General features: G+C 44.0%; 23 protein-coding genes. 8 read left to right on the forward strand and 15 right to left on the reverse strand.

Annotation, left to right across the window (positions count from 1 at the left end; genetic code table 11):
• Positions 1-33: 33 nt before the first annotated feature.
• Positions 34-519, reverse strand: coding sequence for a 2-amino-4-hydroxy-6-hydroxymethyldihydropteridine diphosphokinase (folK, locus tag QM738_RS24445; RefSeq protein ID WP_462279401.1), 486 nt, complete (start codon positions 517-519; stop codon positions 34-36).
• Positions 520-643: 124 nt separating this feature from the next.
• On the opposite strand from folK, the gene QM738_RS24450 reads away from it, so the two are divergent.
• Together QM738_RS24450 and QM738_RS24455 are read left to right on the forward strand one after the other, a co-directional pair.
• Positions 644-1,765 carry an ABC transporter permease gene (locus QM738_RS24450; protein WP_462279402.1) on the forward strand — a complete coding sequence of 374 codons (1,122 nt, stop codon included), beginning with the start codon at positions 644-646 and terminating at the stop codon, positions 1,763-1,765.
• A 3-nt stretch (positions 1,766-1,768) separates the two neighbouring features.
• Positions 1,769-2,221, forward strand: a complete 453-nt coding sequence (locus QM738_RS24455; RefSeq protein WP_462279403.1) for a hypothetical protein — start codon at positions 1,769-1,771, stop codon at positions 2,219-2,221.
• Between the two features lie 3 nt (positions 2,222-2,224).
• Here QM738_RS24455 and QM738_RS24460 read toward each other — a convergent pair whose 3' ends face one another.
• A complete protein-coding gene (locus tag QM738_RS24460; protein ID WP_462279404.1) occupies positions 2,225-3,427 on the reverse strand; it encodes an anhydro-N-acetylmuramic acid kinase in 1,203 nt (400 codons plus the stop codon).
• Positions 3,428-3,505: 78 nt separating this feature from the next.
• Between QM738_RS24460 and QM738_RS24465 the strand changes: the two genes are divergently transcribed.
• Genes QM738_RS24465 through QM738_RS24480 form a run of 4 tightly spaced genes read left to right on the forward strand, consistent with a single transcriptional unit; the run spans position 3,506 to position 7,379 of the window.
• Entirely contained in the window at positions 3,506-4,069 is a 564-nt protein-coding gene (locus QM738_RS24465) for an RNA polymerase sigma factor (RefSeq protein ID WP_462279405.1), read from the forward strand.
• A complete protein-coding gene (locus QM738_RS24470) occupies positions 4,056-5,501 on the forward strand; it encodes a porin family protein (RefSeq protein ID WP_462279406.1) in 1,446 nt (481 codons plus the stop codon). The genes QM738_RS24465 and QM738_RS24470 overlap by 14 nt, the downstream gene beginning before the upstream one ends.
• Positions 5,502-5,559: 58 nt before the next feature.
• Positions 5,560-6,825 carry an LVIVD repeat-containing protein gene (locus QM738_RS24475; protein WP_462279407.1) on the forward strand — a complete coding sequence of 422 codons (1,266 nt, stop codon included), beginning with the start codon at positions 5,560-5,562 and terminating at the stop codon, positions 6,823-6,825.
• Between the two features lie 5 nt (positions 6,826-6,830).
• Positions 6,831-7,379: a hypothetical protein gene (locus tag QM738_RS24480; RefSeq protein WP_462279408.1), complete on the forward strand. Its 549-nt coding sequence runs from the start codon at positions 6,831-6,833 to the stop codon at positions 7,377-7,379.
• On the opposite strand, the gene queG is transcribed toward QM738_RS24480, so the two are convergent.
• The 4 genes from queG to QM738_RS24500 all read right to left on the reverse strand — a co-directional run bounded on the left by queG (position 7,376) and on the right by QM738_RS24500 (position 10,699).
• Positions 7,376-8,296: a tRNA epoxyqueuosine(34) reductase QueG gene (gene queG, locus QM738_RS24485; RefSeq protein ID WP_462279409.1), complete on the reverse strand. Its 921-nt coding sequence runs from the start codon at positions 8,294-8,296 to the stop codon at positions 7,376-7,378. The genes QM738_RS24480 and queG overlap by 4 nt on opposite strands.
• Before the next feature lie 5 nt (positions 8,297-8,301).
• Positions 8,302-8,655: a hypothetical protein gene (locus QM738_RS24490; RefSeq protein ID WP_462279410.1), complete on the reverse strand. Its 354-nt coding sequence runs from the start codon at positions 8,653-8,655 to the stop codon at positions 8,302-8,304.
• Positions 8,656-8,724: 69 nt separating this feature from the next.
• Entirely contained in the window at positions 8,725-9,528 is an 804-nt protein-coding gene (locus QM738_RS24495; RefSeq protein ID WP_462279411.1) for a hypothetical protein, read from the reverse strand.
• A gap of 49 nt (positions 9,529-9,577) precedes the next feature.
• Entirely contained in the window at positions 9,578-10,699 is a 1,122-nt protein-coding gene (locus tag QM738_RS24500) for a serine hydrolase domain-containing protein (protein ID WP_462279412.1), read from the reverse strand.
• A 187-nt stretch (positions 10,700-10,886) separates the two neighbouring features.
• Here QM738_RS24500 and clpB point away from each other — a divergent pair, with 187 nt between their 5' ends.
• Complete coding sequence (gene clpB, locus QM738_RS24505; RefSeq protein ID WP_462279413.1) at positions 10,887-13,502, forward strand: ATP-dependent chaperone ClpB; 2,616 nt, start codon at positions 10,887-10,889, stop codon at positions 13,500-13,502.
• Positions 13,503-13,613: 111 nt separating this feature from the next.
• On the forward strand, positions 13,614-14,186 hold the full coding sequence (locus tag QM738_RS24510; protein WP_462279414.1) for a DsbA family protein: 573 nt from the start codon (positions 13,614-13,616) through the stop codon (positions 14,184-14,186).
• Between the two features lie 83 nt (positions 14,187-14,269).
• On the opposite strand, the gene QM738_RS24515 is transcribed toward QM738_RS24510, so the two are convergent.
• The 9 genes from QM738_RS24515 to QM738_RS24555 all read right to left on the reverse strand — a co-directional run bounded on the left by QM738_RS24515 (position 14,270) and on the right by QM738_RS24555 (position 24,431).
• The gene (locus QM738_RS24515; RefSeq protein ID WP_462279415.1) at positions 14,270-14,563 is read right to left on the reverse strand and encodes a hypothetical protein; all 294 of its coding nucleotides are present in this window, start codon (positions 14,561-14,563) and stop codon (positions 14,270-14,272) included.
• A 73-nt stretch (positions 14,564-14,636) separates the two neighbouring features.
• Positions 14,637-15,599: a transglutaminase domain-containing protein gene (locus QM738_RS24520; RefSeq protein WP_462279416.1), complete on the reverse strand. Its 963-nt coding sequence runs from the start codon at positions 15,597-15,599 to the stop codon at positions 14,637-14,639.
• A gap of 44 nt (positions 15,600-15,643) precedes the next feature.
• Positions 15,644-16,570, reverse strand: a complete 927-nt coding sequence (locus tag QM738_RS24525) for a hypothetical protein (RefSeq protein ID WP_462279417.1) — start codon at positions 16,568-16,570, stop codon at positions 15,644-15,646.
• A 36-nt stretch (positions 16,571-16,606) separates the two neighbouring features.
• Positions 16,607-20,932 (reverse strand): tail fiber domain-containing protein, encoded by a 4,326-nt coding sequence (locus tag QM738_RS24530; protein ID WP_462279418.1) that lies wholly within the window; start codon positions 20,930-20,932, stop codon positions 16,607-16,609.
• Between the two features lie 50 nt (positions 20,933-20,982).
• A complete protein-coding gene (locus QM738_RS24535; protein ID WP_462279419.1) occupies positions 20,983-21,477 on the reverse strand; it encodes a T9SS type A sorting domain-containing protein in 495 nt (164 codons plus the stop codon).
• Between the two features lie 142 nt (positions 21,478-21,619).
• Entirely contained in the window at positions 21,620-22,198 is a 579-nt protein-coding gene (gene def, locus QM738_RS24540; protein ID WP_462279420.1) for a peptide deformylase, read from the reverse strand.
• Positions 22,199-22,393: 195 nt separating this feature from the next.
• Entirely contained in the window at positions 22,394-22,804 is a 411-nt protein-coding gene (gene ruvX, locus QM738_RS24545; RefSeq protein ID WP_462279421.1) for a Holliday junction resolvase RuvX, read from the reverse strand.
• Between the two features lie 65 nt (positions 22,805-22,869).
• A complete protein-coding gene (locus QM738_RS24550; protein WP_462279422.1) occupies positions 22,870-23,874 on the reverse strand; it encodes a UbiA-like polyprenyltransferase in 1,005 nt (334 codons plus the stop codon).
• Positions 23,875-23,906: 32 nt separating this feature from the next.
• On the reverse strand, positions 23,907-24,431 hold the full coding sequence (locus tag QM738_RS24555) for an RNA methyltransferase (RefSeq protein ID WP_462279423.1): 525 nt from the start codon (positions 24,429-24,431) through the stop codon (positions 23,907-23,909).
• Between the last annotated feature and the right edge of the window lie 157 nt (positions 24,432-24,588).

Raw genomic sequence — 24,588 nt, forward strand, 5'->3', positions numbered from 1 at the left:
AAGTTGTTGCAAAATAAATGGAAAGCGTTTCTTTTAACCCGAAATTTTATGCACAGTCAAAGGGTCTTTACAAATTCTTAATAACTGGTGGATAGTTTTATGCAAAACCGGGTGCTTAAGGTTGGGTGAAAGCTGGTTGAGTGGCACGAGTACAAAGCGCCGGTGCTGCAACTGCGGATGTGGTACGGTGAGTTCGGTGGTATGGATGATGTGTTTATTAAAAAAGATAATATCAATATCTACTATGCGGGGCGCATTCTTTACGGTCCTTATCCGGCCCATTTTTTTTTCGATGGCCAGGATGGTCTGCATGGTGGTTGCAGGTGTGAGCGTGGTATGAACGATGACCACCTGGTTCAGAAAATCGGGCTGATGGTTATTGCCCCAGGCAGCGGTTTGGTACAGGGCCGAACTGCGGCTGATGGGCCCGATCAACTGTTCAATATTTTTCCGGGCTTTTTGCAGTTGCTTGCGGCTGTCGCCCATATTACTGCCTAAAAGAAGATACACAACACTCATGGAGGAATAAAAATTTTATACGCCTGTTTTGCTTTCGCAAGGTAGTTATAATGTAATTGCAATGGGCATTCAAATTTTTTAAAATGCTTTTTTACCAATAGTTTTACGCCTCAAAACAAAGGCAATGCAAAAGTATAGTCAGTTCAGGGCTTTCCTGGCCATTCTGAAAGCGAGTTTCCGGTCCATTCTAAGCAATCCGAGTGCATTGTTCTTCAGTTTACTTTTCCCGGTGATCTTTATTTTTATTTTTGGTTCTTTTGGTGGTGGCAATGGTGTGCGCTATCATATTGCTATTTCGGATTATGCAGATACCACCAACGAGGTTTTCGACAGCATAAAAGCCAATCCTTTACTTTCTATTGTTTCTTTTAAGGATGCCAACGGCAAAACCGATACCGTTGCAAGAAGAACAGCGCTGGAAAAAGATAAGATATCGGCCATTGTAAGTTTGAAAAAAGTAACGGATACTGCCGGTAACAACCGCTACATCATTTTTGATACGCTTACCAATACCAGTGGTAATACCATTGCGGCTTTGCAACAGGTATTCAGCAATATCACCAACACCATTGCATTAAATCATACTTCACAAAAATCGATGCCGGCAATAGTGCCTTATGTGTACAGCATACGGGAATATCGTAACATTGATTTTGTATTGCCGGGCATGCTCGGTTTTTCTATCCTGTTCTCCACGTTGTTCGGTATATCGTTTACTTTTTTCCAGTTCAGGCAACAGTTGATCTTAAAACGTTTTTATGCAACACCAGTCAGCAGGATCAATATTTTGCTCGGTATTGGTATCAGTCGCTTGGTGTTTCAATTAATAAATGTGGTGATGCTGATCGCACTGGGTTATTTCTTTATGCACTTTACACTGGTGCATGGCTTTGCTACTTTTTTAGAAATGAGTTTAATGACCATTTACATGCTGCTGCTGTTGCTGGGCGTTGGTTTGATATTCAGCAGTATTGTAAAAGCAGATACTTCTATACCATTGCTCATTAACCTTTTTGCATTTCCACAAATGTTATTGTCGGGTACTTTTTTCCCGATAGAAGTTTTTCCTAACTGGCTGCAAACTATCTGCAGGTACGGACTTCCCTTGACGCAATATAATGATGCTATCCGCAAAATATCTTTTACCGGCCTGCATTTATGGGATTGCTGGAAAGAGTTGGGTATACTGGCCGTATGGATGGTAGTGATCTACGCCATTGCCATTAAAGTTTTTAAATGGGAATAATCTATGAAGCATTTTAAATTTTTACTGATCAATATTGTTGCGTTCTCTTTTTTGTTCTTCCTGCTTTCCTTATTGTTCCCCGGCCAGGTGATCACTTCCAAAACGGTGACCATCAGCGGCAGCAAAGAAAAACTGGTAAGCAAACTGAACGATACTACTGCGTGGAAACAATGGAACTCCTTTGTGCAAAATAATGTTGTAGGCGAAAGCCATTCTGCAAACAGCGATACGCTTAATTACGCTTTCACCAGCATTAATGATAATACACTGCACTCACAATTCTTTTTATTTGATAATGCCGGCAACAGTGTGTTGCTGAACTGGAACCTGGTTGAGAAACTGCCCTGGTACAAACCCTGGAAAAAATTCAGTGCGATGGTGCTGAGTAAGAATGTAGCAGTGGTAATGGACAGTTCGCTCATCAAATTGAAAGCGCTGGTGGAAGCAGCTCCGTAAAACTCAATCTGGAAAACTGATCTTGCCCATTGATACCACGGGCATGCCTGCAACTCCCTTCTTTAAATATGTGCCATCGCCGCAGATACATTCGTTGGCGAGTAATGCAAACAGTACGGCTTCTTTTGCATCAGGGTCTATTTGCAATGCAGCAGTACTGTTGAATGTAAAATTTGGTAAAGACTGTTGCAGGTGCTGCATCAGTAACGGATTGTGTATACCACCTCCGCTGCAAAAAATGGAATAGGGCTTGTTTTTATCGGTGGCTTTTAACAGCGCTGCTGTAATGGTATCGGCAGAAAATTTATTGAGCGTGGCCATTGTGTCTGCCGTGCTGCTATCTTTTATTGCAGCAATTGATGTTGCTTTTTGCAAATAATCCAGGTTAAATAATTCCGGCCCGGTGGTTTTGGGAAATGGCTTTGCAAAAAAATCATTTTGTTTCAATGCTTCCAGCAACGCCGTATTGATAGTGCCTTTTAATGCCACGGCCGCATCCGCATCAAAGTATTGACCGGGATATTGTTGCTGCATGTACGCATCCATCATCGTATTACCAGGCCCTGTATCGGTGCTGAAGATATTGTTGCTGTTAATGTCTCCCGGTAAAAAAGTAAAATTGGCAATGCCGCCCATGTTCAGCAGTATCCTGTCTTCTCCTGCTTTACCAAATATCAAATAATCGCCGTACACCGCCAGCGGTGCGCCTTCGCCGCCGGCTGCAATGTGTTTTTGCCTGAAATCACTGATGGTGATGATACCGGTGGCCATTGCTATATGATCGCCATCACCGATCTGTAAAGTAGCATTGCCGAACGCATCTTTTGCATGCAAAATTTTAGGTGCATGATAAATGGTCTGTCCATGGCTGGCAATGATATCTATTTGTTCTTTTGCAATATCCCATTTTTGCAGCAGCGCATTAATGATAGCAGCATGCTTCAGTGCGATCCAGGGATTGAGTAATGTGAGTTTCTCCAGGTCCACCTGCTGTTTGCTGAAAACCGTTTTTATTTCTTTTTTAACATCTTCGTTATAAGGCACTGTTTCAAACTGCAACACCTGTATATTAGTTTGCAGGCCATGGCCTGTAATGCGACACAGGGCTACATCCAGGCCGTCCAGCGATGTGCCGCTCATCAGCCCGATGATCAGCCTTTCGGGTTTGGCTGTAATGGCGTAAAGGGCCTTCACGTTACTGTTCATGCCCCAAGTTAATTTATTTTTGATGGAACGGTGCAACGGTATCGCAAAACGGGTTGTCAACACAGTGAACAAAATGAAATGGAGCAGGATATTGAGTTAGTAAGGGAATGTATGCGCAATAACAGGGCAGCACAAAAGCAACTGTACCAGCAGTATGCCGAAGTGATGCTGGGGGTTTGCTATCGCTATACCAAGGCCATGACCGATGCGGAGGATGTGTTGCAGGAAGGCTTTATAAGGGTATTTAAAAACCTGCATCAATATAAAGCGGAAGGGGAACTGGGGGCCTGGATACGGCGGATAATGGTTACCACCGCTTTGAATTTTTTAAAACGCAATGCCAAATACCAACAGGACCTTGCCTTTGATAAAATAGAAATGCACCCTGTTGCAGCCGACAATCCGGAAATACTTTTGAATACCAAAGAGCTGGCTTCGCTGATACAGCAATTACCCACGGGATATCAAACCATTTTTAACCTGCATGCTGTGGAAGGCTATTCGCATGTGGAGATCGGTGCATTGCTGGGCATTACGGATGGTACATCCAGGTCGCAGTATGCAAGGGCAAGGGCATTGATGATAACCTGGATAAAAAAAAATTACTCAGATAATAAACCGCAGTTCTATGCACGACAGTGAATTTGAAAAAAATATGCAGCAGAAAATGGACGAACTGAAGTTCGCTCCCACACCTGCTGTATGGGATAAAATTGAAGCGGAGCTGCCGGCTGAGAAAAAACGCCGCTGGATATTTTTTGTGCTGTTGTTTGCCGGCCTGTTTACCGGTGCTGCAATTACATGGAGTGTATGGAATAAGAATGATAAAAATGCTGCAAAACAAATTGCTGCGGCAACAAAAGATGATACTCAAAATATAAATAATAATACTGATAAAAAAGATACCAACAATATTACAGCCGATAACACACAGGCACAAACAACTGCTGCCAATACTTTAACAACAACTGCTGATGATGCAGGCAGAACTTTACAAAAAAATACAGGCAAAAAAATAACCACCAGGTCATCGAATAATATAAAGATAAAAAAAGCAAATACGCAAGAGGATGACGCAACAAAGGATGATGCGCTTGTAAACAGTAACAGGAAATCGCTGAACGAAAAAGGCAAAACAAAAATGCGTGTAAAAGCACCTGTCGCCGGTAATGAAGATGATAATAATGGGGCAACAGAAAGTTTGAATGATGATAGCACTGCTCTTGTAAAAAAGATCGCCGAAACTGACAGTACTTTAACAGTAAATGTTGAAAAGAAAAAAGATACGGTATTGACCGTAAAAACAGACAGTTCAAAAACTGTTACCAAAAAAGAAGAGAAAAAGAAGATCAATCCCAAATGGCAGTTGGGTGTTGAAGCATCTGGTGGTATATCCAATGTAAAGAATGGCATTTTCAGCGATAAGCCACTATACAGCAGCGCACTCGGTAATTCTTCTCCGTCCACCGGTGTGGGCAATCCTGCATCGCCGAGTTACCAGCAGCCTTCATCGCCTGTTGAAGGAGCTGCATTGTCTTTAGGCTTCTATGCGCAAAAAAATATTACAGCTAAATGGGTATTCAAAACAGGATTGAATTATCATTATCAATCCAATAGCATCAAGACCGGCCAAAGAGTGGATACGGCGGTGAATATTTTATTCAGCAGCACTGCCGACAGGGTGAGTGCACCATCATACTACCGCAATGGCAACAGCAATCGTTTTGCCAATCAATTCCATCTACTGGAACTGCCACTGCTGTTTCAATTTAAACCAACTGCCAACGGTGCTTTTTATATTGAGGGTGGACCAACTATTGGCTACCTGCTGCATTCCAATGCACTGGTCTATAGCGGCAGCACTGCAACTTATATTCACAATAAAGACCTGTTCAATAAGCTGCTGTTCTCTTTGAATGCGGGAGCAGGGTTTGATATTGGCCGTCGATCAAAATTCCCTTTCAGTATTGGTGCAAGGGTTCAATACAGCCTTAATTCTGTTATTAAAACTGCTTATGCACAACAGCATTTCATCAGCACACAATTATTCCTGAAGGTTCCGTTGAAAAAATAATATTGCAATACTGCAACGGTATTTAAATACCTGTTGTCAACCCTGCAAACTGTTATTTATGCAACACAATACCACCAAAACCATTGCTGTATTTTTTATTGCTGCATTTTTTCTTTTACAACAGGGCTGTGTAAAAGATACCTGCCAAAAAACGTACACTTACACTTATTACCAGCCCGTGTATAAAACCACCGAAGAGGTAAGGGCCAATATAAAGAGTAATCCTGCCAAAGCCATTGTAAGCCCCGGTAAAATTTATATCAAGGATGGTTATATCTTTTTGAATGAACTGAATAAGGGCATTCACGTGATAGATAATACCGATCCTTCCAATCCAAAGAATACTGCTTTTATTGACCTGCCCGGTAATGTTGATATTGCCATTAAGGGCAATATACTTTATGCAGATTTTTATACCGACCTGGTGGCGATGGATATCAGTAATCCATTGAATGTAGTGGTCAAAAAATTTGTGAGCAATGTATTTCCTGAAAGATATTATTATGGTTATAATACCAACCGTTCCCTGGTTATTTACGATTGGCAGAAAAAAACAGAAACCGTGGATTGCAACTGTGATGGTGGCGGCATCATTGCCTTCAGCAATAACGGTATACTGGCCAGTACTGCAGATGCAGGACTGATAAGGGCTTCCGGCCCTGCGCCGGTTGGTATCAGCGGTTCGCTGGCGCGGTTTGCATTGATGAATGATTATATGTACGCTGTTTCCAATGATTCGTTGAAAGTGATCAGCACCGCGTTGCCTGCCGATCCGGCCAAAGTAAATGCAGTGGCGCTGGGTTTTGGTATTGAAACGGTATATCCATTTAAAGACAAACTTTTTATAGGCTCTAATAACGGTATGCTGATCTACGGTGTGCAAAATCCTGCTGCGCCGGTAAAGCTGGGTACATTCAGTCATGTACGCACCTGCGATCCTGTAATTGCAGATGACAGCATTGCTTATGTTACGCTGCACTCCGGCACTACCTGTTTGGGATACACGAACCAGCTGGATGTGCTGGACATCCGTAATATACAGGCGCCCACACTCATCAAATCCTATCCTTTTACCAGCCCGAGGGGTTTGGGTAAAGAAGGTAACCTGCTGTTCATCTGCGATGGTAATGACGGTCTGAAAGTGATGAATGCCGCCAGCAACACGGCTATTACCATGATGAAACAATTTGTAATGCCCGAAGCGAATGATGTGATCGCTTACAACAATATTGCGTTGGTAATTGCAAAAGATGGTCTGTACCAGTATGATTACAGCAATCCTGCTGCCATTAAATTACTGTCTAAAATAAGCATTCAAAACTGATCGTTATGAAAACTATTCTTATCACTGTGCTGCTGCTTTGCAGCACAGCTTTATTGGCGCAAAAAAAGCATGCGGTCCAATTCGATTCTTATAATAGCGGGGGCGTTGCTATTGGTAAGCTGGCCAAATTATTTGCTGCACAAACAGAAAATGGCATTGCTTTCAAGAACTGGTTTGCTGGCCTTGGCTTCGGTATCGATAATTATTATGTTAAAACTTTGCCGCTGTACGGTGCAGTTAAAAAAATATTTCCTGTAAAGCGTACTGCTGTTTTTTTATATGCCGATATCGGTGGCAATTTTATTGCGGGCAGTAAAAGTGAAAAAGCTTCTTATTACTCCACGCTTTTTAGAAAAGGAGGCTTTTATGCAGATGCCGGAGCAGGTTATATGGTAAGCACCGGCAAAAGCACTCATATATTTTTAAGTATCGGTAATGCAGTTAAGCATATCGAAGAAACAGAAAAGACTTACTTTATTGACGGACCGGGCGGTGTATATGATACGAAAAGAAAGTTCAGCCGCATCGTGGTAAAGCTGGGCTTTCAATTTTAAGTGCGGATAAAATGCAGGTTCCTTTTGATGCCTTCAAATTTGCTGCGCTTTAACGGTGAGTCTTTAAAGATCACCCGGAAAGATTCTTCAGTCAATTCTTCCCAATCATCTTTGCTGAAGTTGAGTATTTCCGGCAAGGGTTTAAAATCAATTTCATTGTTGGGTTTGCTGAAGCGGTTCCACGGGCATACATCCTGGCATACATCACAACCAAACATCCAGTTGCTGAATTCATTCTTTGCAGGTATCAGTGCATCTTTCAGTTCTATGGTAAAATAACTGATGCACTTACTGCCATCAACTACTTTGCCCGGTAGTATTGCCTCGGTAGGGCAGTGGTCGATACATTTGGTACAGGTGCCGCAATAATCTTTTGCAAAACCATCTTCGTATTCCAGTTCAAGATCGGTGATGAGTGTTGCTATAAAGAAAAAAGAACCGGATTGTTTATTGATCAGGTTGCCGTTCTTGCCCACCCAGCCCAGGCCACTTTTTTGCGCCCATGTTCTTTCCAGCACAGGGGCACTGTCTACAAAGCCACGGCCGTTGATCTCGCCAATGTGCTCTTTTATTGATTGAAGCAGGAGCTTCAATTTACGGCGTATCACTTCGTGGTAATCTTTACCGTAAGCATATTTAGCGATCTTGGGCGCTTCTTCTTGTTGTTGTTCTTCGGGAAAATAATTCAGCAGTAAGGTGATCACCGACTTTGCACCCGGTACCAGCTTTGCAGGATCGATCCGCAACTCAAAATAATTTTCCATGTATTGCATCGATCCGTTGAAACCTTTGTGCAGCCAGCTCTCCAGCCGCCGGGCATCTTCTTCCAGCTTCACGGCTTTTGCAATGCCGCAAAAATCAAAGCCCAGTTGCTTTGCATAGGCCTTTACCAGTTGTGTATGCTTTTCTTTACTCATACAGCTTATTCGTCGTCCAGGTTCAACTTGTGAAAAAAGCGGTGTGCAATAGGTGCCAGTAATATACCAATGGTGGATATGAATGTTACGCCGCTGAAGATGGCATAGCAGGATGCAAAAACTTTTGCGGTGTTGCTCAATACGATCTTGCTGTCGATCACCGGTCCCATACCACTCAATATCATGGAAGCATTCAGCAAACTATCGTACCAGTCAAATTCCGGCACCGTGATCTTATAACCAATAATACCGATGCCTAAACTTACCACCAGTATGAATGCAGAAAAGAAAAAATTCTTCCACAGCCTGCGGTAATATACTTCCTTCGGGGCCAGCTTATGTTTTTTGATCTCGTTCATCGGTTGCTGTTTCTATAAAAATACAAAAGCCGTGCAGTAATCTGCACGGCTTTTGTAAAATAGTTGTTATTACCAGTTGATATCGTAACCTAATGTAGCAATAGCTTCGGCATATCCAAAACTGTGTGTAACACGGTTGCCTTTTTGCGTAGGCGTACATGCAAGTGCATTCACGTATCTCACAAAACCGGTTTTGCCGGTGCATTCAAAAAATATCCTGCGCATCATGTACAATCTTAAGCCTGCTTCAGCACCGATATTATAACCCGCTATATGAAAGTTGTTGTTCAGCCTTTCGCCCCGCCAGGTAAAATCGGTACGGGGTATATTGATACCGGCGCCGGCTTTCCATACAGTGGTTAATAACGGTCTTGATTTAGATGCAGTCAACAACAATATTTTTTGCTGCACATAATTTATATGCAACCAGTTGGCACCATCCGTATGCTCCAGGTGCAGGAAGGTGTCAGGATTTAAAACGCTGTCGCCATTTACCTGCACACCATCTATCACGCCGGTCACCCTTACCGTTTGCCCATCAGTGACCACGTATTTGGCATGGTCAAAATTCAGCTCAATGGCCTTGCTGTGCGATGCATTCAGGTAAAACCCGATACGGTAATTGTATTGCGGAATGGATATCTGCGATGGTTTTTTATAAATGGCGTCAAAATCGCCTTTATCATGCGCCACTGCATTGTGCAGCACAAAGTTGTTGCCATTCGACATTTTGAAATGGATGTTGCTCTTCGTGTAGCTTTCGGCATTATATCCCCATTGCAGGTACATGCCCTTAAAGAGTTTTTGTTTTTCCTGGGAGAATGAGTACAGAAAATTGCCTGTAAACAAAGCCAGTACGAATAATTTTTTCATGCCAGTCTATTGAATCAAAACGCAAATTTACGGAAAGAACAAACAGGAACTATTTAATGTTTAAACTTTCATCAATTATTCGCTTTAATTCTTTATAGCGCTCGTTCCGGCCCTTGTTCTTGATGTTAAAGGTCATCAAAAAGGCGGCATACTGCCTTTTATTATCCACACAGGGAAAACTGCCGAATAAACCGGGGCTGGTAACGGCATCCGATACCTGTTCGCTGCCAATATCGTCCATCACCCATTCGCCCAGTCCATAGCCCCAGTGGCCCGCTTCGGCTGGTGACGAAACGATGACAGCGTCTTTGGCTACACGATTTTTCTGCATCTCCATTACCGATCTACTGCTTAATACTCTTTTGCCATTGAACATACCCTGTTGTAATATCATCTGTAAAAAATTCAGGTAGTCCTCCGCGGTACTCCAGCCGCCACCGGCAGGCAATGCTACTTTAACATGCCCGAAATCAGAATTTTTCATATTGCAGGGTTGTGCAATACGCTCGGCAAACAGGGTCTCAAAATTTTTACCACTTATCTTTTCCATAATGGCGCCCGCTATCTGCAGGCCGATATTGCTGTAATGAAAGGTCTTGCCCGGCTCGCCTTCCATCGGCTGCTGCGCAATGGATGCCATTGCTTCGTCCATGTTGTTCAGCGTTTTCATTTCTTCCAGCGATTCTTTTAAACTGCCTGCTTTTATACCCGTTAAATGACTGAGGCATTGCCACACTTTTATCCCACCTTTACCATTGGCGGTCATTACGGGTAAAAATTTTCCGATGCTGTCTTCTAAATTCACTTTGCCTTCGTCCACAAAGGTCATCATCATGGCGGCGCTCAGCCATTTGCTGCAGCTGGCAATTCTTTCTTTAGTGGAAGGGGTAAAATCCTGCAGCATATCAGCGGGGTCTTTGCCCTGCCTTTTAGCAATGAATTTGCCCACCATTTTCTGTCGGCCGGTCATTTCATTTTCAGCATGGCTGTACACTAATTTTCCATCTTTAAATATCACCAGTACCGCCCTTCCGCCCAGGGCTTTTACATTGTCTTTCACCCAGTCGTCGGCCTTCGAAAAATCGTATTGGGAAAAGGCCGACTGTAACAATAGCAGTAACAGGCCTAACAGGCTGAATTTGCGGCAGATGGACTGAAATTTGTATGACATAATAACCGGTGTTTTGCTGTTGGATTATAATTTGTTCGTTGATTACACGAATTATACTAATTACACGAATTATAAGAGTTTAATTCAGGATAGATATAATAATTACAAACAGGTTTAATCCATCCTTTTTTAATTCGTGTAATTCGTCTGAATTAGTGCAATAAAAAATAAAAAAATAATTAAAGATATGAGTTTACAGAATTTAACTATAAAGTCGCAGGAAAGGATACAGCATGCACAGCAACTGGCATTTAATAATAACAATGCGCAGATTGAGACCGAGCATTTGCTGATGGCCTTGCTAGACGATGATGATTCGCCCATAGAGTTCTTATTGAAAAAGAATAATGTCAATATCAACTTCGTGGAAACAAAGCTGGAAGAAAGTATTAAAAAACTGGCCAAGGTTGCCGGTGGCGAACCTGCACAGAATGTAAGCCGCGACCTGAACAATGTTTTGCTGCGTTCCACCAACTCGCTGAAGCAGTTTGGTGATGAATTCGTTGCACCTGAACATTTATTGATCGCATTGCTGCAGGGTAGTGATAATACCGCTAAAATTTTAAAAGATGCCGGCCTTACCGAAAAAGGTTTGGTGGCTGCTACCAAAGAATTGAAGAAAGGTTCCACTGTTTCATCGCAAACATCCGAAACGCAATTCAATGCGCTGAATAAATATGCCAAGAACCTGAATGAAATGGCAAGGTCGGGCAAGCTCGATCCTGTTATCGGCAGGGATGAAGAGATCCGCAGAACACTGCATATCTTATCCAGGAGAAGCAAGAACAATCCCATTTTAGTGGGTGAACCCGGTGTGGGTAAAACGGCCATTGCCGAAGGCCTGGCCATGCGTATCGTAAATGGCGATGTGCCGGAGAATTTAAAGAGCAAGATCATTTATGCGCTGGATATGGGGCAACTGATAGCCGGTGCAAAATATAAAGGGGAGTTTGAAGAACGTTTAAAAAGCGTGGTGAAGGAAGTGAGCAACAGCGATGGTGAAATTGTGTTGTTCATTGACGAGATACATACACTGGTGGGTGCCGGCGGCGGTGATGGCGCTATGGATGCTGCCAATATTTTAAAACCTGCACTGGCAAGAGGTGAGCTGAGAGCGATTGGTGCCACCACTTTAAATGAGTATCAAAAATTCTTTGAAAAAGATAAGGCGCTGGAACGCCGTTTCCAGAAAGTATTGATCGATGAGCCTTCTGTGGAAGATGCCGTTTCGATACTGCGTGGATTGAAAGACCGCTACGAAACTTACCATCATGTACGTATCAAGGATGAAGCGATCATTGCCGCGGTGGAATTATCGCACCGTTACATCACCGATCGTTTTTTACCCGATAAGGCCATTGACCTGATAGATGAAAGCGCCGCTAAACTGCGCCTGGAAATGAACAGCATGCCCGAAGAACTGGATAAACTGGAAAGGCAGATACGCCAACTGGAAATTGAAAGGGAAGCCATTAAAAGGGAAGACGATACCGTGAAGCTGAAAGAGCTGAATACCGAAATAGCCAATCTTTCCGTGGAAAGGGATACTTACAAGGCCAAATGGCAGCAGGAAAAGGAAATTGTGGAAAAAGTACAGAATGCCAAGGCTGCAATTGAGCAGTTAAAGCTGTCTGCTGAAAAAGCCGAAAGGGAAGGGGATTACGGTAAAGTGGCCGAAATAAGGTATGGAAAGGTGCAGGAGCAGGAAAAGATAATTGAAGAATACAGCAGGCAACTGGATGCTGCAAGTGAAAAAAGAATGTTAAAAGAGGAGGTGGATGCAGATGATATTGCCGAAAATATAGCCAAGGCAACCGGCATACCGGTTACCAAAATGCTGCAGAGTGAAAGGGAAAAACTGCTGCACCTGGAAGAAGAACTGCATAAAAGAGTAGTGGGGCAGGACGAAGCCATTGAGGCTGTTTCTGACGCAATCCGCCGCAGCAGGGCCGGTTTGCAGGACCCTAAAAAGCCGATCGGCTCCTTTATCTTCCTGGGAACCACGGGAGTAGGTAAAACCGAGCTGGCCAAGGCGCTGGCCGATTACCTGTTTGACGACGACAGTATGATGACCCGGATAGACATGAGCGAGTACCAGGAAAAGCATACTGTGAGCCGCCTGGTGGGCGCCCCTCCCGGTTATGTGGGATATGATGAAGGGGGCCAGCTGACCGAGGCTGTGAGAAGAAAGCCCTATAGTGTGGTATTATTAGATGAGATAGAAAAGGCGCATCCTGACATTTTTAACGTATTATTGCAGGTGTTAGACGACGGCAGGCTGACCGATAATAAGGGTCGTATAGTGAATTTTAAAAATACGATCATCATTATGACCAGCAATATGGGCAGCCAGGTGATACAGGATAACTTTGAAAAGGTTACGGAAAAGAACAAGGACGAGGTGGTGGAAAGAACAAAAGAGGAAGTGATGTTGTTATTAAGGCAAACCATCCGCCCGGAATTTTTGAACCGGATAGACGAAGTGATCATGTTCCAGCCTTTAATGAAGAAAGAGATCCGGGGCATTATCAGTATTCAACTGGACAATTTAAAGCGGCTGGTGGCCCAAAGCGGTATCAATCTGCAGTTCAGTGATTATGCTTTGGATTACCTGGCGGAGAATGGCTACGATCCACAGTTTGGTGCAAGGCCTTTAAAAAGGCTGATACAAAAAGAGATCGTGAACCAGTTGAGCAAGCGGATACTGGCCGGTGATATTGATAAAGCAAAACCGGTACTGGTGGATGTGTTTGACGGATTGGTGGTGTTCCGCAACGAAGTGCCCGAGCCTGAATTGAAATAACGAAAGAAGAAATATAGATGCAGTCCCAAACGGGTTCTCCCGCAAAGGACAATAGCATTGGATTAATAACAAACTGCTGTTAACAGCAGCAGAGCAAAGACAATATATACTATGGCAACAAAAGCAAAAGACGTCGCAGAGATCATCCCCAGCAAGGATATCTTTGTAGGCAACCCCCAGGCTTCTGTAACACTTACAGAATTTGGAGAGTACGAAAATGAAGATTGTGCTAAAGCAAATGAAGTGGTTAAAAAATTACTGGAAGAATATGAAGGTAAAATCAGGTTCAACTTTCGCCATTTTCCCCAAACTAAGATCCATCAACGTTCTATGAAAGCTGCCGAAGCTTCGCTGGCTGCAGCACAGAACGGTAAGTTTTGGGAAATGCACAACCTGTTGTTCGAGAACCGCCGCCAGTTGGGTACCACCAGTTTAAAGTTGTATTCAAAAGAAGCGGGAGTGGAGAACAAACATTTCCTGGATGAACTGATCAACTCAACTTATGGCTGGCAGGTGCGCAACGACTTCCAGGACGGGGTTGATAAAGGGGTGAAAGAGATCCCTGCATTTTTCATCAACGGTGAAAAAGTATCAGGCAAAGGCTCTTTCGAAAACCTGAGTAAAGAAATTGAAACGGCGCTTAAAAAAGCAAAGAAAAAAGCGCCTGCCAAACAAAGAGCATAAATTAAAGGCCCCGGCATTGTGCCGGGGCCTTTGTTATTTGTTACTTTAATGGTACAATACGGGGAGTTTTTCCCGCAGGGTGATCAACGTGCCCAATGACCCGGTACCCATGTGTAGCCACCTCTTCTTCCCTGCCAGTGGCCATCTACCCAATACCTTCTGCCCCTTGGCGCAGACCAGTAACCATTGGTGTATACATAACGGCCACCCCGCCATACATAATTACCCGATACCCAGATATATCCCGGTGCGGGTGCAGGTGGACGTACCACTGCTACCGGTGGCGCAGGCCTTACTGCTACATAAGATGGTGCACAGGAATTAAATGTGATTGCTGCAACAATAATGATCGCTGCTGATAGAATATACCTTTTCATAGTATGTTTTTTTCGTTCGACAAAAAACATCAACCGTAGTTTAATGGTTAATCCATTTTAACTATTGCAAGTTCTATTCCACATCAACATTATATTCGATCAGTTCTTTACCATTTATCAAAACGGTAACAGGAAAGTTGTCTTCTTCTTCAAATTTAAAAGTAAAGCCCACGATATTTCCGCTGCTGGTAAAAGGTACATCTTTCACTTTTCTTTTTTTGCCTTCACCAAATGCTATGGCAATCCTTTCCACAGATGAACTGTTGCTTAGTTCGTAACTGAATGCAAGTGGTTTACCTGCTTTTGCTTTTACCTTACCATCGTTGGGGGTGAATCTTTTTAATCCAAATTCGTACGCTGCTGATTTTATAATAGGCAGTCCGTAAAAATCCGCTTTGTTCTTGGGGCCGGGGCCCAGTTGCCAGGCGGCATTATCGGGATAGTGTTGCCAGTTGAAGATAGATAATGTGGCAAAAAAATAATCGGGGTTGAATGCTTTGGTAAAGGTCTTGAATTCTGCATCGGGATAGCCGCTGCCCATGCAGGGATCGGCATAGTACCATTTATCGGGGCTTTGCCCTAACTGCACCACGGCCCAGCTGTGATTGATATCGGATTTGGTCTCGCCAATATCCGCTGTTCCGAATTTGATGAATCCATCAGCAGTTAAGCAACGTATGCCGGCGCTGCTGCACATATCCTGGAACAGGTTCGCATAGCCTGCACCGGTAGCTTTACGGAATTTCAGCACTTCGTCGGAAGAATTCTTTTCTGCACCACCATTGCGGGCAGTTTTTATATCGTAGCTGATGTTATAAGCTATCCAGTCGTAGATGGCCCTTACTTTATCGGTCTTATCGCTGTAATTCTTTGTAAGGATATTGCTGATGGTACCCATGTTCAGCGTATCAAGCGTACCGAGTTTTTTTACATATTCATCAATGTCTTTAAAATCACGGCCATCTTTCTGGGCAAAACAAGTTACGGTGATACTGATGAGCAAGAGGGTCAGTATCTTTTTGGGAAAATGTGTCATAGGATAAAATTAAGGATTGGAACGTTAAGAATTACTGAAAGTGCTTATTTAAAATCGAAGAGGGTGGCGGTAAAAATGCCTCTTTCCCGGGGCTTGAAGATGGCTTTCCAGTTGCCGGTATAGCGTATCAGCGATGGCACCAGGTATTTATCAAACCTGGTCATTACCACTTCCATCTGCACTTTAAAATCATATACACCGGCGTCGTAACTGATGCTGTAGTTCCTGGCCAGTACATCGTAGGTCTTTTCGTCAAACCAGGTGGTCATTTCATCCACTACTACGCTGCTTTTCTGATCGGCCTTTGCCGTTTGTTTAAAGATATAGCAACTGGCGCCGTTGTATACATCCATATCTATACTCATATCGTACCGGTCGGCAATATCATCATCAAATATGGCGGTCTTGTTGCTCATAAAGGGCAGGCCGTTAATTTTTTTACCGGGATTGAAGAAGAGCATCTTCAGTTGCTCCTTATGTTTTTCCATACCGCTTTTACCTGCTGTGCTGAACTCTTTTCCTTTTACAATATTATCTTCCCCGCATACCGAATCTTTGGTAAAAAAAAGCGAGGCATACATTTGTGCGGTATAGTAATTGTAATTGTGATTATCGTCGTAAAAATCGCCTGTTGCCTGTTCTTCCAGTGTTTCCATCCTGCGGCAGTTAGTGCTGCGTATTTGTTTTGTTTTGCTGTGCAGCGTGGCTTTGGCTTCACCATCACTATTGTTCATACGGATATCATTAATAGCACTGAAGTTAAGTATGCGCAGGTTGCGGAATGCTTTATAAAAACTCGTATCGTTCTTGATGTGTTCAATAAAAGCGGGCACATTCAGTTTGTTGTCAACGATCACTTCGTTGAGTGTGATGGCTTTTTTACCTATGATGATGGTAGTGTCCCCCGGTTTTTGTGCCGCAGCCTTACCAGTAAAAAATAAACAAATAAAAACAGGCATGAAATATTTCATGCCTGCAAGTTATATAACAAAGGTTAAGAAATGATGTTAATCAGTGCTGCCTTTTTCAGTTTTGGCTGCTGCTTTTTTAACTTCTTTTTTTACCGGTACCACGTCTTCGGTGCTGCCACCTTTAATGACTGCTTTATCTTTTACCGGTGCAGTGGTTGGTTTAACATCTGCAACGCTGCCGCCATTGTTGACCGCTATGTCTTTTGCAGGTGCAGTGGTTGGTTTAACATCTGCAACACTACCACCATTGTTCAGTGATTTATCTGCTACAGGTACGGTTGCCGGAGCAGTGCTTACCAGGCTGCCGGTAATTTCTGTTGGTACAGGTTTAGCAGCCTGTTGTGGTTGGGTGTTCTTTTCAAAAGTAAAGTTATCGGCGTTGTATTCCGGTGCGCTGTTCACTTTAGCAATATTTGCTGTTGATTTACGGATACCGGTTACCTGCCAGCTGATCTCGATACCGGGTTTATCGGTGGTGATCTCGAAACTGTTGCCGTTTATTTTTTTAGAGATGCGGGACTGCGCAAACTGTGTTTCGTCAACAACTGTAAGCTGGTATTTAAAATCGCTGCAATCGTTGATGAATGCTGCAGGCAGCACAATAGTTGCTTTACCGTTTTTATCGGTAGTGATATTGCCGCTGTTCACATTGCCCATTGCATTCAGCATATCCTGTTGCTCCTGTATGGCTTTAATGGCCAGTACACTTAATCCTGCATAATCAAGACTTAACTGGTCTTTTACCATCGGGTTACCTTCATCAGTCTTATTCACTCTTACAAATTCAGGAAAGTTTTTCTGTATATCCTGTGCAATAAAACCAATGCTTTGCTGGTGTGCATCATTGTTGTATTTGTATTCGTATCTTTTTGCATCCAGGCTCATGATCTTTGGTAATACCGATTCCAATGATTTGATATTTGTTTTCAATCTTCCGTCAGACAGGGCAGTGTAGGCGCCTGTGGTACCATCAAACGAGCCCAGGTTGCTGGTACGGCCAATAAACATATTGCCGGTGGAAGAAGAGTATAAATGCCAGGTAGAGGTTACAGAAGAATTGGTAACACCAAAGCCCTGGTCAAAACCACCTGTTGAACCCGATACTTCCAGGCGTGATGCCGGAGCCGGTGTATTGATACCGGTAAAACCAGTAGTGTTCTGAATGCGCATTCTTGAGCCGCCGCCACCTAGTTCAAATATTTCCAGGTCGTTGGTGCCGGGTTGGTTACGGATATTCCATTGATTTACGCCTGCATTGGCAAAGCGCAATGCCGCATCGCCGCTGGCGCCATCAATATCTATTGTAGAGAAAGAAGCAGAAGATTTTACACGTACACCGGTGCTGCCGCCATGCAGTACATCCAGTTTGTAAGAAGGAGAAGTGGTTTCGCCGATACCTACGTTACCGGTACCATCCTGTACCACCACACGGCTGCCGCCGCCACCCAGTTCAAATATTTCTAAATAATTATCGGCAGGCCTGTTGCGGATATTCCATTGGTTTACGCCTGCATTGGCAAAACGCAATGCTGCATCACCACTGGCAGCATCGATGTCGATAACCGAAAAGCTGGAGGAAGAACGGGAACGGATACCTGTAGCGCCGCCATGCAATACATCCAGCCTGTACGAAGGTGAAGTGGTTTCGCCGATACCTACGTTACCGGTACCATCCTGCAATACCATACGGCTGCCGCCACCGCCCAGTTCAAAAAATTCCAGGTAATTATCACCCGGGCGGTTCCGCAGGTTCCATTGATTAACGCCTGCATTGGCAAAACGTAAAGCTGCATCGCCGCTGGCTGCATCAATATCTATCACAGAAAAACTGGAAGAAGAGCGGGAACGGATACCCGTTGCTCCACCATGTAATACATCTAACCTGTATGAAGGGGAAGTGGTTTCACCGATACCCACATTGCCTGTACCATTCTGTATCACCATACGGCTGCCGCCACCACCCAGTTCAAACCATTCCAGGTAATCATCACCGGGACGGTTACGCATGTTCCATTTGTTAACACCTGCATTGGCAAAACGTAAGGCTGCATCACCACTGGCTGCATCAATATCTATTACAGAAAAACTGGAAGAAGAGCGGGAGCGGATACCTGTTGCGCCGCCGTGTAATACATCCAGCCTGTAGCTAGGGTTGGTAGTTTCACCAATACCCACATTACCGGTACCATCCTGTATCACCATGCGGCTGCCGCCGCCGCCCAGTTCAAACCATTCCAGGTAATTATCACCCGGCCTGTTGCGCATGTTCCATTGGTTAACGCCGGCGTTGCCAAAACGCAATGCCGCATCGCCGCTGGCGGCATCAATATCTATTACAGAAAACCCTGCAGTTGATCTTGACAATATGCCGGTAGAACCACCATGGTTCACCTGGAATTTATAAGAAGGCGTAGTGGTATTAACGCCCACATTATTGCCATCATCAAATATTTGTGAGTTGCCGAGCTGAGACCCGGTTGGAGTAAATTTAGGTATTTGATTTAGTGTACCGCTACCTGTTATGCCCGTTGCACTGAAGGCCTGCCAGGTGGCATTACCTGCAGCATCAGAAGTTAATACCCTGCCGGCTGCTTCGCCAATACCCTGTAACCTTAATGCACCGCTGGTATTCAATGCAAGGCCTGATGTAGTGGTGAAACGACCGCCGGTACCGGTAGTGGAAGTACCATTAACACCAAAACCGCTGGCGCTGGATCCGTTGACACCAATACCTGCACCGCCTACTGAACCATATACACCCCAGCCGCTGCCTGCCTGGCTGCCCCATACACCAATACCCAAACCGCCGGTACCATTATTCTCACCTCTTACACCGGCAGAAAAACCGCCCGGTGCAGTGGAAGAAACAATACCCCTGATAGCGCTGATGCTGCTGGTGGTGGAAGCTGTTGTAGCATTGATCGCATCTCCATCGCTTACGGTGGAGGCCATCAATGCTGCATTATTATTCGCATTATTTGTTATTGAAAAATTACCGGGAATACCTGTGGTGCTGGCACCATTCACACCAATACCGGTATTACTGTTTCCATAAACACCGTAACCTGCGCCGGTTGAATTACCATATACACCCAAACCTGTAGGCGTAACGCCATACACACCCCAGCCGCTGCCTGCCTGGCTACCCCAAACACCAATACCTAAACCACCGGTACCATTATTGATACCCCGTACTGCGGATGAAAAACCACCGGGTGCGGTAGATGATATCGTACCTTTTATTGCCGTTATGCTTGCGGTAGTGGAAGATGAACTTCCGTCTATTGCAGCACCATCGCTTACGGTAGATGCAACCAATGCTGCATTATTGTTGGCATTGTTGGTTATTGAAAAATTACCGGGGATGCCTGTAGTGCTTGCACCATTTACACCAATGCCGGTATTACTGTTTCCATACACACCATAACCTGCGCCGGTTGAATTACCATACACGCCTAAGCCGGTAGGTGTAACGCCGTACACACCCCAGCCACTGCCTGCCTGGCTGCCCCATACACCAATACCCAAACCACCGGTGCCATTATTGATACCCCGCACTGCGGATGAAAAACCACCAGGCGTAGTGGATGATATGGTACCCTGTACTGCTACTGCACTGGCATCTGTACTGGCGCTGCTGCCCTGTATGGCACCGAGTGTGCCGGTAGTAGCGCTGTTGGTCATACCGATCAACGGGTTGCCCGTTTGAGCCGATGTTTTTATTAAAGGAATAGTGATAGTAGGATTGGGATAGGTGCCGCTGAGGTCGCCGCCAGCCGGACCTGATGGAGGTAAGCTGGTGGGCAATGGTAACACACCTGCTGCTGTTAACCTGCCTTTTGCATCCACTGTAAATGTGGGAAAGTTGGTGGCATTACCATAACTGCCGGGCGTAACCGAAGTATTGCTTAATGATGGGTTAGGATAAGTGCCGGTAAGGTCACCACCCGCTGGGCCTGCAGGATTTGCCTGCGCCGCCATCAAAGCATAAGGTACTGCGTAAAAAGGATTCTTGCCCAGGCTGTTCATGGCGCCGCCATCCACGGATACTTCCACCTGCAGCCATTGATTGCCGGTGGCCCAGCTGATGCCTGCAAAGGTACCCGTTACCGGCACACCTTTACCTATCACCAGGTTGAACAGGCCATAAGCATTGGTCAACGCATTCTGGGTTTCCTGGTATTGCACCAGGGTGGTGTTACCCAGTGTAATGGTAAAACGTACCTGGATGGTTTTATTACTTAATACAGTGCCATTAAGATTACGTGCCACGGCCTGGTAATTGATGCCGGTCAATCCCTGCGAAAAACCTGCAGTGCAGCACATAATAGTAACGAGCAGTAATGAGAAAAACTTTTTCATATTACAATGTTTGTTTGGTATAAAAGATTAAGCTGTTATGAAATTGTAGGTTAGTTGGTCACGATATATTTGCCGGTATACACATCATCACCCGCTATCACTTTTACGATGTAGGTGCCGCCCGCCATTATCTGCGGGTTCAGGCTGTGATAGGTTTGCCCTGCGTAGCTGGCGAGTTCCTGCTTTTGGTAGAGTTTACCCTGTGCATCGTAAATAAGGATGCTGAGTTTGGGTTTGTCCACCCTTAAATAAAAACTTAAAGTGCTGTTGGGTCTGCCGGGGTTGGGGTAGATCACCAGGTTGTTGATGATGGGGATAAAGGGAGTGATGGAGTAACCGTCGGGTTGGTGAAAGCCCTGTGTAAGTGTGTAGTTACCGAAAGTGTAGGTTTCAATTACAGGTTCGCCTACGGTGTAGGCCCAGTTGGTGGTACCGATCAAAGTATCTTTTCCCAACGAAGCGGTTACCTGCCTTACGGCCACTATCTGTGCGTTGGATGTACTGTAAATGGTAAGGAGCAAAAGGAGTGTAGCAATTTTTTGCATAAACAACAGTTTTAGTTCGTTGTGGTTCAGCAGCAAAACTATTGCCAAAAGTAGCGGGGGACAATACCCTAAAAGTGGGATTTTTTATAAAAACAATCCCCCAAAGCGGGGGATTGTACTGATTAAGTGGCGGAAATATTTTTTATTTGGGGAACACCATGCGGTAGTCCACACTGATCTTTCCCTTGGAAATATCGGAGAGTTTGCCCTGCAGCAATTTCCTTTTCAGGGGCCTTATATGGTCGATGAACAATTTACCTTCGGTATGATCGTACTCGTGCAGTATAACCCTTGCTGTTATACCGTTGAAGGTTTTGGTATGGTGCACAAAATTCTCATCATCATATTCCAGTGTTACTTCTTCTTCGCGGTATACATCCTCCCTTATTTTAGGGATACTCAGGCAGCCTTCGTTGTAAGCCCATTCTTCGCCATCCAGTTCCACAATATGGGCGTTGATAAAAACACCTTTGTAACCCGGTGCATCCGGGAATTCATCTTTTTCATCTTCTTCCTGGTTGGCAAATATCTGTTCGGTGTCAATAACAAACAGGCGGATCTCTTTATTGATCTGCGGAGCCGCCAGGCCAACACCATTGCTGTTGTACATGGTTTCCCACATATCTGCTATCAATTGCTCCAGGCCCGGGTAATCAGCGGGGATATCGCTGCACACCTTTCTTAAAATAGGAGAACCGTATGCTACTATCGGAAGAATCATTTGATTTTAGATTGGCGATTTTAGATTTCGAATTTATACCTAACTACAAGGCATCATCTTTTTCTAAAGATCATTTGATTTTAAATTGAACTGCAAAGGTACGGCTATCATTTGATTTTAGATTTTAGATTGCCGATTTTAGATTTCCTTTGAAATTAACTACTGTATTTAAATCTACAATCGCCAATCTAAAATCTAAAACTGCCCCAGGTATTCCTGCAGCATAATGGTGGCCGCAATCACATCCACATTGCCCTTTACCCTCCGGTCTTTTTTCTTCATGCCCATTTCCAGCATGGCGTCTTTGGCCATTTTGGAAGTGTAGCGTTCGTCCACCGTTTTAAGGGGTATAGAGGGAAATTCTTTCTGTATCTTTTTAATGGCAGCCTGTACTAAAGGGGTACCATGGGTATCAGTTTCGTCCCAGTTTTTGGGCAGGCCGATAATGATGAGTTCAACAGTTTCGGCAGCAAGGTATTTTTTTAAGTAGGGGATGAGTTCCCTGGATTCGATGGTCTCCAAACCAGTGGCAATGATCTGTAAAGGATCGGTTACGGCAAGGCCGGTTCTTTTTCCTCCGTAGTCTATTGCCAGTATTCTTGCCATTTTAGATTGTAGATTTTAGATTGGCGATTTCGGATTTAATTTATTGCAATGATTTTTTGATCAACTTATGGGGCTGCATTCAGATTCCAGGCGCCTGTGCTATGGAGAAACAAGTCTAAAATCACAAAGATTGCAAATACCACAGAGGCAATGCCATTGGTGGTAAAGAATGCCCTGTTTACTTTACTCAGATCATTGGGTTTTACTAAAAGGTGCTGATAGATCAACAAGCTGATATAAAATATTGCCCCGGCCCAATAGAAATAACCAAAATGACCGTAAAACCCTGCTGTAATAACACAAGCTGCGGAAAGGAAATGCAACATTTCAGAAATGCGCAATGCTTTTACCTTACCCACTGCAGAAGGAATTGAATGCAATTGATGTTGTTTGTCAAAATGCTCGTCCTGTAAAGCATAAATAATATCGAAACCACTTACCCAGAATAAAACAGTGAAGGAAAAAATTATCGGCAATAAACCAAATTGGCCAGTAACGGCAATATATGCACCAATGGGCGCAAGACTTAAACCAACACCCAATACTAAATGGCACAATGCTGTAAAACGTTTGGTGTAACTATAAAAAAGAATTACAAACAGCGCAACAGGGGAGAGATAAAAGCACAATGAATTAATAAAAAAAGTTGCAGTGATAAACAAAATGCAATTGATGATCACAAAAGCCAGGGCATTGTTGGGTTTTATTACTCCAGCTGGAATTTCTCTTATTGCTGTGCGTGGGTTCATAGCATCGTATTTGGCATCGAGCCAACGATTGAAGCCCATAGCTGCCGAACGGGCGAACACCATACAGAGTATAACCAATCCCAAATAAATGGCAGTTCCCCAATAGGGATTCATGCCTGCCAGCAACTTATGAGATAAACTATTATTTGCTATAAAGGGCGTTGAATAATTGCTCCAGCTTATTGAAGTATTTAAATTTAATTGGGTGAAACCTGAAAATGGTTTTTTGATCGCCAGGTAGAAACCGATCAATGCAAAAGGCATTGCAAAAATGGTGTGGGAAAAGGTTACCAGCGAGAGATAGTTCTTAACACGGTTCATACTGCAAAGATACACGCACTATAATAAACAAATTACCGATTTTGGGATATTCTGTTGCGGATCACTTCCCATAACACCACGCCGGCAGCGGTGGCAATATTTAAAGAATGTTTCATGCCCAGTTGGGGTATCTCTATGCAGGCATCGCATTGTTCAATAGTGGCTTGTTCCACTCCCGTTACTTCGTTGCCAAAGATAAAAGCGGCTTTTTCATTGTTACCCAACGCTATTTTTTCCAGCGATATGCTGTTGATGGCTTGTTCCACTGCGTACACTTTATATCCCTGCTCTTTTAAAAGCCGGATCACTTCGGTAGCATTGGGGAATTGTTTCCACTCTACCGTGTCTTCGGCGCCCAAGGCGGTCTTTTTTATTTCTTTATGCGGGGGAATGCAGGTATAACCGGTAATGTAGATCGCCTCCAGCAAAAAAGCATCTGCGGTACGGAACACACTCCCCACGTTATAAGCACTGCGGATATTTTCCAGCACGGCTATAATGGGTGTTTTATCAGACCGTTTGAACTCCTCCACCGATTTGCGGTTGAGCTCATCCATTGAAAGCTTTTTGTTTGTAGACACTGATTGCACAAAAAATAGAATAAGAAAGAAATATCGAAGCGAATCAAAATGCTCAATGTTCAACACTCAATGTTCAATATTCAAGGAAAAATACCCTCAATTTATTGAGTATACTTTTGAATTATACTTGAAT

This window comes from Ferruginibacter sp., assembly GCF_049840995.1.
Classification (GTDB): Bacteria; Bacteroidota; Bacteroidia; order Chitinophagales; family Chitinophagaceae; genus Ferruginibacter.